10 protein-coding genes are annotated in these 14,666 nt (G+C 62.7%); 4 read left to right on the top strand and 6 right to left on the bottom strand.

The window, feature by feature from the left end; all coding sequences use genetic code 11:
• Both VH564_RS01645 and VH564_RS01640 read right to left on the bottom strand, forming a co-directional pair.
• A complete protein-coding gene (locus tag VH564_RS01645; RefSeq protein WP_423338088.1) occupies positions 1-1,086 on the bottom strand; it encodes a 2Fe-2S iron-sulfur cluster-binding protein in 1,086 nt (361 codons plus the stop codon).
• A 2-nt stretch (positions 1,087-1,088) separates the two neighbouring features.
• Entirely contained in the window at positions 1,089-2,333 is a 1,245-nt protein-coding gene (locus tag VH564_RS01640; RefSeq protein WP_423338087.1) for an aromatic ring-hydroxylating oxygenase subunit alpha, read from the bottom strand.
• Between the two features lie 613 nt (positions 2,334-2,946).
• On the opposite strand from VH564_RS01640, the gene VH564_RS01635 reads away from it, so the two are divergent.
• The 3 genes from VH564_RS01635 (at position 2,947) to VH564_RS01625 (ending at position 6,043) form a co-directional block, all read left to right on the top strand.
• Positions 2,947-3,555, top strand: coding sequence for a DUF6656 family protein (locus tag VH564_RS01635; protein WP_423338086.1), 609 nt, complete (start codon positions 2,947-2,949; stop codon positions 3,553-3,555).
• Between the two features lie 63 nt (positions 3,556-3,618).
• Positions 3,619-4,593 (top strand): L-threonylcarbamoyladenylate synthase, encoded by a 975-nt coding sequence (locus tag VH564_RS01630; protein WP_423338085.1) that lies wholly within the window; start codon positions 3,619-3,621, stop codon positions 4,591-4,593.
• A 25-nt stretch (positions 4,594-4,618) separates the two neighbouring features.
• Positions 4,619-6,043, top strand: coding sequence for an FAD-binding oxidoreductase (locus VH564_RS01625; RefSeq protein WP_423338084.1), 1,425 nt, complete (start codon positions 4,619-4,621; stop codon positions 6,041-6,043).
• 58 nt (positions 6,044-6,101) lie between these two features.
• Here VH564_RS01625 and VH564_RS01620 read toward each other — a convergent pair whose 3' ends face one another.
• Together VH564_RS01620 and VH564_RS01615 are read right to left on the bottom strand one after the other, a co-directional pair.
• Positions 6,102-8,876, bottom strand: coding sequence for a DNA translocase FtsK (locus VH564_RS01620; protein WP_423338083.1), 2,775 nt, complete (start codon positions 8,874-8,876; stop codon positions 6,102-6,104).
• A gap of 277 nt (positions 8,877-9,153) precedes the next feature.
• Entirely contained in the window at positions 9,154-11,733 is a 2,580-nt protein-coding gene (locus VH564_RS01615; protein WP_423338082.1) for a DUF1217 domain-containing protein, read from the bottom strand.
• 318 nt (positions 11,734-12,051) lie between these two features.
• On the opposite strand from VH564_RS01615, the gene VH564_RS01610 reads away from it, so the two are divergent.
• A complete protein-coding gene (locus tag VH564_RS01610) occupies positions 12,052-12,618 on the top strand; it encodes a DUF6101 family protein (RefSeq protein ID WP_423338081.1) in 567 nt (188 codons plus the stop codon).
• A gap of 55 nt (positions 12,619-12,673) precedes the next feature.
• Here the strand turns inward: VH564_RS01610 and ubiA are convergent, their stop codons facing one another.
• Both ubiA and VH564_RS01600 read right to left on the bottom strand, forming a co-directional pair.
• Positions 12,674-13,633, bottom strand: a complete 960-nt coding sequence (ubiA, locus tag VH564_RS01605; RefSeq protein WP_423338080.1) for a 4-hydroxybenzoate octaprenyltransferase — start codon at positions 13,631-13,633, stop codon at positions 12,674-12,676.
• A 93-nt stretch (positions 13,634-13,726) separates the two neighbouring features.
• Complete coding sequence (locus VH564_RS01600; RefSeq protein ID WP_423338079.1) at positions 13,727-14,536, bottom strand: MipA/OmpV family protein; 810 nt, start codon at positions 14,534-14,536, stop codon at positions 13,727-13,729.
• Positions 14,537-14,666: the final 130 nt, after the last annotated feature.

Raw genomic sequence — 14,666 nt, 5'->3', positions numbered from 1 at the left:
CTAGGCTTCGATCTGGACATCCGTCTTCGGGCGCGAGCAGCAGGCGAGGATATAGCCCTCGTCGATCTCGTCATCGAGAATGCCGCCATTGTGGTGCATCTCAACCTCGCCGGCGAGTTTCATCACCTTGCAGGTGCCGCACAGGCCGGATTCGCAGGCCGCACCGATGCGGATGCCGGCACCGCGGGCAGCCTGCAGGATGGTCTGGCCAGGTGCGCAGGCGACGTCCTTGCCGGCCATGGTAAAGCGGATCGAGGTGGCGACTTCGCCGTCCGCGCTGACGGCCGGTTCCGGCTCTAGCTCTGCCGAGGCCGGGCGGAAGCTTTCCTGGTGGTAGCGGCTCATGTCGAAGCCTGCTGCCTCGAGGCTGGAGCTCACAAAGTTCATAAACACGTCCGGGCCGCAGCAGAACACAGTCCGATCCAGGAAGTCGTGGGCCAACAGGGCAATCTTTGCCTTGTCGATGCGGCCGCGAAGGCCGGACCACAGCTCCATCTGGCCACGCTCCTCGACGATGAAGCCGAGACTGAGGTTGGGCATGAAGCGGGCGAGATATTCCAGCTCCGAGCGGAAGATGATCTCCGACGGGCCACGGGCGCAATTGATAAAGGAGATATCCGACAGCGGCGCGACATCGCTCATGTAGCGCGTCATCGACATCATCGGCGTGATGCCCGAGCCGGCCGAGATGAACAGGTATTTTTCGCCGGGATGGCGGATATGCGTGAAGTCGCCGAGCGGCCCGAAAGCGCGCAGGCGCATTCCGGGCTTCAGGTTGTCGAACATCCAGCGGGTGCCGATGCTGTCCTTCTGCGCCTTGACCGTGACCGCGACCGAAAACGGCCGAGTCGGCGTCGACGACAGCGTATAGGTGCGCATCAGCGGCTCAGGACCCACCGGGATTTCCAGCGTGACGAACTGGCCCGGCAGATAGCGGAACCAGTTGTCCTTGTCGGAGCGGAAGGTGAAGGTCATCACATCGGGCGCTTCCGGCGTGACCGAAAGGCATTCGAGGAAGTGCTGCCTGTCGCTCCAGGGCTGCATCTGATCCAGGTGCACGTGACGCGGCGGTACCGACACGCTCATGCTCAGGCCACGACCGAGAGCTTGGCCTGGTCGCCCTGCAGCCGGCTGGTCATGAAGTCCGCGTACCATTCGACGAACTGCGCGACGCCGCCCTCATGCAGCTCCGAATAGGGGCCGGGCTCGTAGGCCGGCGAGTGAATGCCGAAGGCATTTTCCTCGACGATGCGACGGTCCTGGTCGTTGGTTTCGGTCCAGACATGGGTCAGTTCTTCGAGATTGTAGTCGACGCCCTCGACGGCATCTTTGTGGACCAGCCATTTGGTGGTGACGGCGGTTTCCTCGGCATTCAGCGGCAATACGCGGAAGGAAATCGCATGGTCGACCAATAGATGGTTCCAGGTCGTCGGATAGTGGAACAGCAGCATGGTGCCGATGTTGCTCATCGTCACGTCGTCCGACAGCGGCTTCTTGACGGCGCGCTGGCCGGACATGGTGTAGCTCTCTGCGCCTTCGATCAGCGGCATGCGGGCAACGCGGAACTGGCCGGTCGGATCCATCTTGAACTCGCTCGGCAGGCCGCCGGCTTCGCAATGGGCCCAGTGGGCGGCGATCACAGGATCGTCGCCGGCGCCCTGGACGCCTGTGGCCGTCGGGGCTTCCGGATAGGTGCGGCAGAGTTCCGGGTGATTGGCGGCGCAGTGATAGCACTCGCGGTTGTTTTCCCAGACGAGCTTCCAGTTACCCTTCTCTATGATGGTGCTCTGGAAGGCGATCTTGGCTTCGCTGAGGCGGTGGGGCGCCATGTAGGGGGCGATGCTGTCGCGGACAGGCTGGAAGTCGGGTGCTGTATGGGCCAGCGAGATGAAGATGTAGCCGGCGACACTCTCGCAATGGATCGGCTTCAGGCCGTACTCGCTCTTGTCGAAGCTGTCGGCCATCTGGCGGGCGAACTGCAGCGAGCCGTCGAGATCATAGGTCCACTGGTGGTAGGGACAGACGAGCTTGGCAGCCGAGCCGCGCTCCGAGGTGCAGACGCGCGAGCCGCGATGGCGGCAGCTGTTGTGGAAGGCGCGAATGACCTTGTCGCGGCCGCGGACGATGACGATGGGATAATCGCCGACCTGCGCGGTGATGTAGTTGCCGGCGCGCGGGATCTCGCAGTCGTGGCCCATGAACAGCCAGTCGCGATAGTAGATCATCTCCATGTCGATCTTGAAATAATCCTGATCGATATAGAAGGGCTGCTCGAGGCTGAACCCTTCGCGGCGGTTCTTCAGCTGCCGCAGCATCGTATTGCGAATATCCATCTGAATGTCCTCATGCCTATCGCCGACCAGCGCGATGAAAAATGATGCGAACGAGCCGATACCGACCTGCCCCGTGACCCTTCGGCCGCCTCAGGCGGCCCCATAAACGCGTTGCCCAAGGCTCGAGGCCAAAAGAGGCTCCGTCCAAAAGAACATCATGCCGCCTTTCCAGACCTACGACCAGAGGCGTTTTCGCCGAACCCGACCAGTCCCCGCTTGAGAGTACCCGATCGGATGCGGCTCCCCGGCAGAATAACCCTTGAGGCCGTATTTCTATATAACCACCGCGCTCCATCCCGACGTGGCTTTAATGCGACATAACCACGGAAATTGACGACAGAACCGACAGCTCGGAATTGCTCAGCTGAAATCGCTGCAGCCCATGTCGATCAACGGTTTATGCGGACCAAGCGGCTGCTAGCACTCCACGGACGAACCACCCGGACAGGTGCAAAGCCTCCAAATGTCTATTTGCGACATAATCCCATCGGAGGGGGCGCAATCGGTGCCTGGCGGCCTGAACAGCAGAATTCTCCATTCGATTGCATTTTCATCGTTCTTTAACGATGCAAACATAGTCTGTGGACAGGTTCACAGAGCGAGAGCGTGCGACATGGCCAAGCTCAGATATTTCGACGCCAGGGCCGAAGCAGCGGCACCTCCGGCCGCGCCGGCCGCGATCCACAGCGAATTCCTCCGCACAGGCCGTATCACACGCGATAAAACGCCGCGCGAGCAGGAGCGCCGCTATCTCAGCTACGACGCCGTGGCCGCGCGCACCGCGATGCGCCTGCAGGCAGCCGGTGAGAAGACACATGACCGGCTGAACAGTTTTCATCAGTCTATCCGCTTCCCGAAGCTGATCTTCCACCGGACGCTGGCCGATCTGCCGCATCTCGGCTACTGCCATGTGACCGCCGCAAGGACCCAATTCGCCGAATACAAGAATGTCAGCTGGGCCTTCTACATCGCCAATTTCTACGCGGAGATCGACGACAGCGAGGCGAGCTTCGTCAAGATCGACCAGCGGCTTTCCCGCATGTACTTCGCCGTCGCCGTCGAGCGGATGCAGACGGCCGAGGACAAGACGCTGAGCATCAACCGCGCTGTGCGCGGCAACGGCGTGCTGTTCCGAACCGCCGATCCCCAGGCCGCCATCCGCAATGTCCTGCTGCTCGGTGCCCGCAACGAACAACTGCGCGATATCATCCGCCAGCTTTGAGCCTGCGCATTGATCGCGGCGGCCGAAAGGCCTATGGACGGGTCCTCAGGAAGCGGACCGTCCATGGCCAAGATCATCGACATTTTCACAGACCACGACGGCGCGATCGCGCAAGCCTTGGCTTTGCTGGTCGAAGGCTTTCCGGTGGCGCTGCCGACCGAGACCGTTTACGGGCTTGCGGGCGACGCCACCAATCCTCTGGCGATCACCCGCATCTACGAGACCAAGGGGCGGCCGAGCTTCAATCCGCTGATCTGCCATATGAGCGATCTGGCCATGGCGGAGCGCTACGCCGTGCTCGACCCGCTCTCGCGTAAGCTGGCCGAGGCCTTCTGGCCGGGGCCGCTGACGCTGGTGCTGCCGTTGAAGCCCGACAGCGGCATTCATCCGCTGGCGACGGCGGGTCTCGACAGCGTCGGGATCAGGGTGCCCGAAGGCTTTGCCGGCGATCTGATCCGCGCCCTCGACCGGCCGCTCGCAGCACCCAGCGCCAATACATCCGGGCGCATCAGCCCGACCTCCGCCCAGCATGTCGCGGCGGATCTCGGCAACCGGATCGGGCTGATCCTCGACGGCGGGCCCTGCGGCGTCGGTGTCGAATCGACGATCGTCAAGATCGATGGCGACGGCATCCGGCTGCTGCGCCCCGGCGGGTTGGCGGCAGAGGACATCGAGCGGGTGGCCGGCATGGCGCTGATCCGCAGGCAAGGTGCCACAGCGACCATCGAAGCGCCTGGCATGATGGCTTCCCACTATGCGCCTGAAGCCAAGGTTCGACTTGACGCCACCGAGGTCGTCGCCGGCGAGGCGCTGATCCGGTTCGGCGAGCGACAGGTCGCAGGAGATGACAAGGCCGCCGCCGTCTTCAACCTCAGCCCGTCGGGCGATCTCGCGGAAGCTGCGGCCAATCTTTTCGACGTCATGAAACGGGCCGATGCCATGGGCGTTATCGGTCTGGCCTTCACCACCATTCCCGACGACGGTCTTGGCGAGGCGATCAACGACCGCCTGCGCCGCGCGGCGGCACCGCGCGACTAGACCGCCAGCACAAGGACCCGCACGCATGGCCATCCCCTCTCCTGCCCTGCTCGACCGTTTTGCCGACATCGTCGGCGCCGCCCACGTCTTGCGCGAGGCCTCCGAAATCGCGCCGCGCCTGGTCGAAAACCGCGGCCTTTATCACGGCGCCTCGCCGATGGTGCTGAAGCCCGGTTCGGTCGAGGAGGTTTCGGCCATCCTCAAGCTCGCTTCGGAGACCGGCACGGCCATCGTGCCGCAGACCGGCAACACCGGTCTCGTTGGCGGCCAGACGCCGCGTGAAGGCGGGTTCGATCTGATAGTCTCGCTGGAGCGGCTGAACCGTATTCGCGACATCGATCCGGTTGCCGGCATCATGGTTGTCGATGCGGGCTGCATTCTGGCTGACGTGCAGAAGGCGGCGGAGGAACATGGGCGGCTGTTTCCGCTGTCGCTCGGCTCCGAAGGCTCCTGCCGGATCGGCGGCAATCTTGCCACCAATGCCGGCGGCACGGCGGTGCTTGCCTATGGCAACATGCGCCAGCTCTGCCTCGGCCTCGAGGTCGTGCTGCCGACGGGGGAAATCTGGAACGGGCTGCGTCGCCTCAAGAAGGACAATACCGGCTACGACCTGCGCGACCTGTTCATCGGCGCGGAGGGGACGCTCGGCATCATTACCGGCGCGGTGCTGAAACTCTTTCCGCAGCCGCTCGGCCATCAGGTGGCCTTTGCCGGCATCCGGTCGGTCGAGGATGCCTTGGCGCTGTTCAGGAATGCCGCCGGCCTCTGCGGTCCGGCGCTGACCGGGTTCGAGCTGATGCCGCGCATCGGCGTCGAGTTCACCACCCGCCATATCGACGGCGTGCGCGATCCGCTGGAGACCGTCCATCCCTGGTATGTGCTGATCGACATCTCGACGTCGGATTCGGCGGAGACCGCCGAGCGGATGATGACGGCGCTGCTGGAACAGGGGTTCGAGGCCGGGCTGGTGCAGGATGCGACGATCGCGAGCTCCGAGACGCAGCAGAAGGCGCTGTGGCACATGCGGGAAAGCATGTCCGACGCGCAGAAGCCGGAGGGCGGCTCGATCAAGCACGATGTCTCGGTGCCGGTGTCTGAGATCCCCGCCTTCATGCACGAGGCGGAAGCGGCTGTGATGGCGGCCATGCCGGGTGCCCGGATCTGCGCCTTCGGCCATATGGGCGACGGCAATATCCACTACAACATCTCGCAGCCAGTCGGCGCGGACAAGGCTGAGTTCATCGGACGCTGGCGGGAGATGAACCGCATCGTCCATGGGCTTGTCATGAAGCACGAGGGCTCGATTTCGGCCGAGCACGGCATCGGGCAATTGAAGCGCGACGAACTCGCCTCGGTGCGCTCGGAGATCGAGATCGACTTGATGCGCCGCATCAAGCGCAGCTTCGACCCGGCCGGGATCATGAACCCCGGCAAGGTCGTCACGGTTTAGGCGGCGCAGTCGGCAGACAGCGCGGGTCCCCTCCTCCCTTTCGGGAGGAGGTTCTCACTCAGTCCATGTCTTCCTGTGGCGGCGCCGGCGGCTGGGCGTTGCGGTTGCCGGAGATGATCTCGCGCTTGCCGACGTGGTTGGCCGGGCCGACGAGGCCTTCCTTTTCCATCCGCTCGACCAGCGAGGCGGCGCGGTTGTAGCCGATGCCGAGGCGGCGCTGGATGTAGGAGGTCGAGCACTTCTTGTCGCGCATGACGATCTTGATCGCCTGCTCATAGGTGTCGTCGCTATCTTCGGACCCCATGGCGCTCTTGTCGAAGACGGCACCGCCGTCCTCTTCCTCTTCCTCGTCCTCTTCGCCGGCGGTGACCGTATCGAGATATTCCGGACGGCCCTGCATCTTCAGGTGGGCCACGACCTTCTCGACTTCCTCGTCGGAGACGAAGGGACCGTGGACGCGCGAGATGCGGCCGCCACCCTGCATGTGCAGCATGTCGCCCTGGCCGAGCAGCTGTTCTGCACCCTGCTCGCCGAGGATCGTGCGGCTGTCGATCTTCGAGGTGACCTGGAAGGAGATGCGGGTCGGGAAGTTCGCCTTGATCGTGCCGGTGATGACGTCGACGGACGGACGCTGGGTTGCCATGATCAGGTGGATGCCGGCGGCACGGGCCATCTGCGCCAGACGCTGGATGGCGCCTTCGATTTCCTTGCCAGCGACCATCATCAGGTCGGCCATCTCGTCGACGATGACGACGATATAGGGCATGCGCGAGAGGTCGAGTTCCTGGCTCTCTTCCGTCGGCGCGCCCGTGGTCCGGTCGAAACCGGTCTGGACGGTGACGAGGATGGTCTCGTCCTTCTCGCGGGCGATGGCGACGCGAGCATTGTAGCCGTCGATATTGCGGACGCCGAGGCGCGACATCTTGCGATAGCGATCCTCCATCTCGCGCACGGCCCATTTCAGCGCCAGCACGGCCTTCTTCGGATCGGTGACGACGGGGGTCAGCAGGTGCGGAATGCCGTCATAGACAGAGAGTTCGAGCATCTTTGGATCGACCATGATCAGGCGGCATTCTTCCGGCGTCATCCGGTAGAGCAGCGACAGGATCATCGTGTTGATGGCAACTGATTTGCCAGAGCCGGTGGTGCCGGCGACCAGCAGATGCGGCATCTTGGCGAGTTCGGCGATGACGGGCTCACCGCCAATCGTCTTGCCGAGGCCGAGCGCCAGCTTGAAGCTGCTCTGGGCAAAATCTTCCGATTCGATCATCTCGCGGAAGTAGACGGTTTCGCGTGTCGCATTCGGCAGTTCGATGCCGATGACGTTACGGCCGGGGACGACGGCGACACGGGCCGACAGGGCCGACATGGAGCGGGCGATGTCGTCGGCAAGGCCGATGACGCGCGAGGACTTGACGCCTGGCGCCGGCTCGAATTCATAGAGGGTGACGACGGGACCGGGGCGGACATGGATGATCTCGCCCTTGACGCCAAAATCTTCCAGCACGTTTTCCAAGAGGCCGGCATTCTGCTCCAGGGCTTCCTGGGTCATGATGACGCCGACGCGTTCCGGCGGCTCCTGCAGCAGCTCGCGCGGCGGCAGTTCGTATTCGCCATCGCTGGCGATCGAAACCGGACGCCATTCCATCGGCGCGGGGCTGACCGGCCGGTCGGCACGGGTCGCGACCGGGATGCGGCGGCTTGGGGCCGGCTCGACGACGGCAGCCTTCGGCGCCGGTGCTGCGACCGGCGCTACGGGTGCGGCCTTTGCCGGAGCTGCGGCGACGGATGCGGCGGGCTTCGGCAGGACGACGGCGGCAACCACAGGTGCCACGATCTCGGCCGGCGCGACGGGCGTAAGCACGATCGGCTCGGCAACCGGCGTCAGTTCCACCGCTGCGGCTTGCTGCGGGGGGGCGAGAGGTGCCGGATCGGCCGCAACGGGCAGGACTGGCGTACGGCCTGTCGGCTGCCAGTCGATGATGCGATAGAGCGACAGGGCCGCATTCTGCGGCGCCTCGGCGGATGGGGCTGCATTTGGCGGCGCGACGACAGCCGGTGCGGGCGCTGCCGACGGTGCGATATCGCCATCGAAGGGCATGACATCCCAGAAGGCGTAGTCCGAAAGATTGGCCAAGTGCGAGGCGAGTTGCGCCTGCGGCACGACGGCAACAGGCTGGCGCTCCCAGGCCGTCAAAGGCGGGACTTCGACTGTCGGCGGCGTGAAGATGTCCTCGACCAGCCTGTTGTTCCAGGGCATGGGCGCGGCCGGACGCGGCGCCTCCGTCACTTCAGGCGTTGGGGCGGCAGGCGCCTCCGTGACCGGCTGCGTTGCTGGCGGCGACAGGTCGCGCTCGCGGACAGCGGATGATTTGGCGGCACGCGTATCGATGGTTTGCTCCGTCTCGTTGACATCCTGATCAGGCGATTTCTTGCGGGTGATCAGACTTTCAGGTGTCCGCGTGAAGCGGACATTCGGTGCCAGCGAAAAGGCGGTCTGCCAATCCTGCACGGCATCGGCCGGCACCAGGGGCGGCACCAGCGGCATATTGGTCCGGACCGGCGAGGCCATGCCCATATCGGGAGCCGCCGGGTGACCGAGCTGCGCCTGGCGCAACTGCTCGGCCTTCAGCTGGTCGGCCCGCTGCTGATGGGCGATCTCCGAGCGGCGCTTGGCCTCGCGCGCCTGGATCAGCTTCTGCTCCAGATAGGCACGGCGTTCGGCGATCTGCTGGGCCTCGCGGGCTTCGGCTGCGGCCCGCTCGGCGTCACCCTGGACGTCCCGCTCGAAACCCGTCTCGCCGTTGGAAAAGTTCGTCTTGGAAAAACGCATAAGACCTGCAATCCAGTCATTGATTTGCCGATGGCTAACCTCATTCGAATAGGCCAGGGACGGTTAATAAGTTCCTTCCGAAACGACGCGATTTTGAGACGACGACTGCGAAAAGCCCGGATTTCCGGGCTTTTTCATCATTAGGCTTCGATTAAATTTTTGTTGCGGCGACTTTCGTCCAGCGGCGCGACAATGCGATGAGGGCGCGGCGCTCGGGCGCCGTTTAACCTGCCTTGCAGCGGCAGGGAGACGCCTTTCAGTGTGCGTTACTGGCGCGTCAGGAATTCGATAGCTGGGCGATGGACAGCAGGGTGTCGGCGCTGATGCCAACCGATTTCGACGACTGCAGGATCGACAGGGCGGAAGAGGTGCTGCCGGAATTGTTCTGCAAATCATACTCGACCGAAAAGCGCTCCAACAGCTTGTTCAGCTTGGTCGCATCATGAAGGTCGTCGACGTTGACGAACTTCTTCAAGAGCGCCGCCTGGTCATCGACGTTCATTGCCGAGATGCCGCTCGGCAGGCTGAATGTGGTGGTGATGACGGAATAGAGCGCCGTATCGGACATGATGTCGTAAACCGAATTGATGTTCGGCGCCTGGCGCTGGAAATAGAGCGCAAGGCGCGTGCCGTCATTGGTGTCGCCCTCCTGCGATTCGAGCGTCTGGTGGAGGTAGAGCTCGTTAGTGGCGTCGAGGGCGCCCTTGTTCTGGGCCGTGCCGATCTTCGTGTCGACCAAGGCGCCATCGGTGCCGAAGTTGAACGCTTCGACGATGTCCTTGAACTGGGCGCCATCCGCCGTGTTGACGAAGCTCTTCGAGTTATCCGGATCGGAGGCGAAGGCCTTTTTCAGCGTCTCGGTCGTCACCTTCTTCGGGTCGATGCCGCTCGCCTTCAGGATGAAATCGGTAAGCTTGCTGTCGGCCAGAAGGTCGGAAACGCTCGTGACCTTGTCGATATTGGTGGCAAAATAGGTGGCGTCTTTCTTGATGCTGGTGGTCGCCGCCGTCAGCGCCGCTCCCGACAGGCCACGCTTCTGCTCGGTCGAATATTCGGAGACGTAGCTGTTGACCTGCGTCGTCGAGAGCGCCGTGACCGGCTGCTTGAGCTTGCCGTCGCTGTCGAAGTTGAAGGCCTTTGCCAACTTGACGAAGCGATCGTCCTTCAAGCTGTTGACGTAGCTTTTCGGGTCATAGGGATCGCTCTCCATGATCTTCGTCATCTGCGCTTTCGAGATCTCGGTTTCGCCGATGCCGAAGGAGCGCAGCGCCATCTGATAGAGCTCAGGCAGACTGTTGTTGGTGGTGCTGGTATCCGCCGTGGCATTGCTGGCGAAGAAATCCTTGATATTCTTCACCTTGGCGATACGAGTCTCATAATTGGCTACAGCGTCTGCCTCGGCCGTCGTCTGCTCGGACTGGTAGTTGCTCGAGAAGGCGGTGGTGGCGGCTGCCAGTTGGGTCGCCGTCTGCGCCGAACTGCCGAATGCCACCGTGCCGTCCGACTGAAAATTGAACTGGGCAACGACATCCGAAAAGCCGGAGAGCTTGGCATAGCTGGGGTCTTCCACCGATGTCTCGAGGTCGTATTTCAGCGTGTTGTCCGTCCCCTGCGGATCCCGCGACTGCAGATTGTAGGCGATCTTGACGTAATCAAAGAGCCGGCTGTCCGAGGTCAGATCCTCGACCGATTTGACCGAGCCGATATGCGCCTTGTAGTAGGCGGCATCGTCGGCTGCGGCCACGGTTGTGACGAATGACGGGACAGTTGTGTTGTAGGCGTCCATGACCGCAGCTTTCTGGCTGAGCGTCTGGATCTTGCTGGTATAGTTGGCGACATAATTGGTCGAGGTGGTGCTGATCTGGTCTGCGGTCTGGGCAGAAGCGCCAGCAGCGACTGACCCGTCGCTCTGGAAGTTGAATTGCGAAAGGACGCTGGTGAGGCCCTTGTCGGAAGCCGTTCCCGCATCCTTGACCGCAGCCACGAAGGCGGCGCCGGTGAGGCCGGGATCGATGCCATAGGCGGTCTTGACGTAGTCGAACAGCCTTGAATCGGAAACGAGCTGATCGGCCGAGGTGACATTGCCGATGTTGGCCTCGTAATAGGTCTTGTCGGCATCCGGTGTCGTGGTCGCGATCGAGCCGTCGGCGTTGAAGCTGAACTGTGCCGCCATCGCCTTGTCGGCCGCGCTGCCGTTGACGTTGACGAAGCTGTTCGGATCCGAGACGTCGCTTGTTAGCATCGACTTCAGGAAGCTGTTCGAGATGTTGGTCGGGTCGATCCCGTAGCCCTTCAGCACGTAGTCCCTCAGCTCCGTATCGCTGAGGAAATCGTCGACATTCTTCACCGAGCCGATGGCGGCATCGTAACTCTCGGTGGTCGTCTTGGCCGCAGCCTCCTCGTCGATGAAGGATTGCTGATAGAGGCCGATCGCGGCATCGGTCGTGTCTGAGGTGCTCGAGCTGGATGTGGATGTCGTGGAGCCGAACATCGTCGTCAATGTCGCGCTGGACTGGGCGGTCGTGCTTGTGGATGTGCCAAAATTGAAGGCGGCGGCGATCTGCTTGTATTTCGGGTCGTTCAGGCGGTTGGCAAAGCTCGAAGTATCGCTGAGATCGCTGGTCAGCACCTGTTTCATGAAAGCCTTGGCATAGGTGAAGTCCTCCAGCCCGTACGCCTTCATGGCATAGCTGTAGAGCTGGTAGTTGTTCATCAGGTCATCGACGGTTTTGACCTTGCCGATATTGGCCTTGTAGTAGTCCGCCTCGCGCTTGGTGGACGGCTGGGAGGCAACCCGCGCCAGCGTCGACGTCATGTTCTTGGTGTCCAAGGTATAGCTGAGATAGGTCGAGGTCATCCGCGAGCGCCCTAAAGACTTGGCTTAAAATCATAAATCAATCGGTCGGATTATCGACTTCAAACCTTACTCGAGACTTTACATATGCGGCCGCGCGACTGCGCCAGGCTGGCACGCCACAGGCCGGCACATCTTCACCTTATGGAAACCCTGGCGGCTTGGCTTTTGCTAACCATTTGAGGATGCAAAGTTTTCTTAACCGCAATTTTTAAGCTGTCTGGAAGGGGGCAGGCCTAGTCTTGGGCTATCGAGAGGGCAGAAGTCCTCCGTCAAAAAGACCGGAAAACCGGCTCTCAGGTAAGACAAGGGTAGAAAACGATGACCAACACCGTCCTTAAGCCCGCTTGGGCTGCAACGACCCTGCGGCTCGATCCAAACCGCTTTCCTCAGCATGTCAGCTATGCCATGCGCGGTGCTACCGGCGACGTAACGATCACCATTGACGCCCGTGGCGCCGTCCTGCGAAAGGTCCTGCCGTCGAGCGGCCTGCCGCTGTCGATCGCCCTTCCAAAGCGCGCCTTCAAGGGCGTCGCAGCCCGCGCCATCGACCATGGCGACGGCGAAGTCACCGTGACGCTCGAACTGCATCACGACGATCCGGATCTCTGCATTCCGCTGCTCGTCGCCCACGATCTCAGCGATATCGCCGCCGATTGGCGCACCTGGTCGGAAGCATTCGCCATTCCGATGATGATGGTCGAAGCCGATGGTGTGGCACGCATGCTCGAAGATCATCTGGGCGGCGTTCGCACCAATGAAACCCAGCCGCGCCGTCGCCACTCCTTCTTCGCCGATCGCCGCCCGCGCTTCCTGGTGCGCAGGACATCGGGAAAGATGGGCGTAGCCTTGAAGATCGCCGGACGCGAGATCATCGCCCGCGATTAAACACCGACCTATCCCTCCCCGCGAAACCCGGCGCCCGCGCCGGGTTTTTCGTTTGTCAGGGAACGGTCAGGATAAACGACAGCATCAGGCCCACGAAGATGACGAAGCCGACCTTGCCGTTCGACCTGAACAGCGTCAGGCATTGGGCGGCATCGTCGATGTCGAGAACGATGACCTGGTAGGCGAACATGCACCCGGCGACGACCAGGCCGAGAAAGGCAACCACACCGGCGCCCGCCAACCCGAAGGCGATGAACATCAGCAGCAGCGCCATGCCGTAGAGGCCGGCCAGCCAGAACTTGGTGCGGTCGCCGAACAGCCGCGCGGTCGAGCGGACGCCTATCAACTCGTCGTCTTCCTTGTCCTGATGGGCATAGATCGTGTCGTAGCCGATGGTCCAGAGGACGGCGGCGATGTAGAGCAGGATCGGCGCCAGCGACAGGCTGCCGAAAATGCCGGCCCAGCCCATCAGCGCGCCCCAGGAAAAGGCGAGCCCGAGGAAAAACTGCGGCCAGTCGGTGAAGCGCTTGGCAAAGGGGTAGAGCGCCACCAGCCCGAGCGACAACAGGCCGAGCAGGAAGCAGAACCAGTTGAGCTGCAACAGCACGAGCAGCCCGACCAATGCCTGCAAGGCAATGAATTTCTTGGCTTGATTGCGCGAGACGCGCCCGGACGGCAGCGGCCGCGACCGCGTGCGGGCCACGGCAGAATCAATCTCAAGGTCGATGAGGTCGTTGAAGGTGCAGCCGGCGCCGCGCATGGCGACGGAGCCGATGAAGTAGAGAATGAGATGATACAGCAGCTGCGGGCCGACGAATTGCCCGAGCTGCGCTGCCGCACCGGCGGCAAGCGTCACCGACCAGACGCAAGGCAAAAGCAGCAGCTGCCAGCCGATCGGCCGGTCCCAGCGCGCCAGCTGGGCATAGGGCCACAGCCAGGGCGGCAGGGCCCGGTAGACGAAGTTATCGGATGGCGCATCGGCGACGCGGCCGCGGGAATCGTGACTGTTGCTCATGACGCATGTCTAGTGCGTTTCGCATCGCGCTGGAAGAGACGCCATTAACGGAGTCCACCCGGCGATCACGTGACGCTTGCGAGGATTCCGGCGTCAGTTGAGCGTAAATCCGAAGCGGTAGGTGGCCGACAAGCCGATGACCAGTTGGTTCCTGTCGCCACGCTCGCGCACCAGGCTGCTATCGGCGGCGGACCCCTTCAGCCGCTGGTATTCGACGAAGGAGCTGGTGCTGAAGTTCTTGGTTGCCTGCCAGGTCAGCGCGCCGCCGACACCGACGGATTTCAAACCGCCGCCGGGATTGTCGCGATCGAGGCCGCTGGCGGCCGACTCCTTGGCGTCGACACCGTAGTAGGCATCCATATATTTGGCCGTGGCAAAGGTGGCCCGGGGCCCGCCCGATAGGCGCAGGTTGGGCGCGATGTCGGTAAAGGCGTCGACGGCGACGTCGGCGACCAGCCCGTTATGAGCGCGGATACCCTGGCGCAACTCGGCGCGGGCGCGGATCCAGTCGGTCGGATAAAGCTCGACGAAGCCGCCGGCCTCTGCACCCCATTTGACGTCCTTCAGCCCGCGCAGTTCGCGACCGTCGCCCGAATCCCGGCTTGGCACGAACTTGCCGACGATGCCGGCGCGAAATGTCCCGGTATCGAGCAGCGCGAACGCGGGATTGTCGTTGCGCGAGGAAAATCGCGGTGCGGGACCCTGCTTGCCGAGCGAGATCAGCGGCGAGAACTGCAGCTTGTTATGCTTGGCGCCTTCGAACTTTGGGCCGAGGAAGCCAGCCGCACCGACGCTCACATACCAATCGCCGGACCACCAGTGCTGGCCGTCCTGCGCCGCCGCAGCGCCCGCCGTTGTCGCGAAAAAGGCGAACGAAATCAGCAGACGCGATGTCTTGGCCATGGGAGATCCTGTACTCAATACAAAGGCACGTGCCCGGAATGCGACACCCTATCCGGATCGCATTACCACTTGCTTAACCAAGACAGCGAAGTATCCTGCCGACCTCCCGAAGTGCGAGCCAAGCTCGGCA

Origin of the sequence: Rhizobium sp. HT1-10 (genome assembly GCF_049472505.1) — a bacterium.
Lineage (GTDB): Bacteria > Pseudomonadota > Alphaproteobacteria > Rhizobiales > Rhizobiaceae > Rhizobium.
This window is presented reverse-complemented; position numbering and strand designations above follow the sequence as displayed.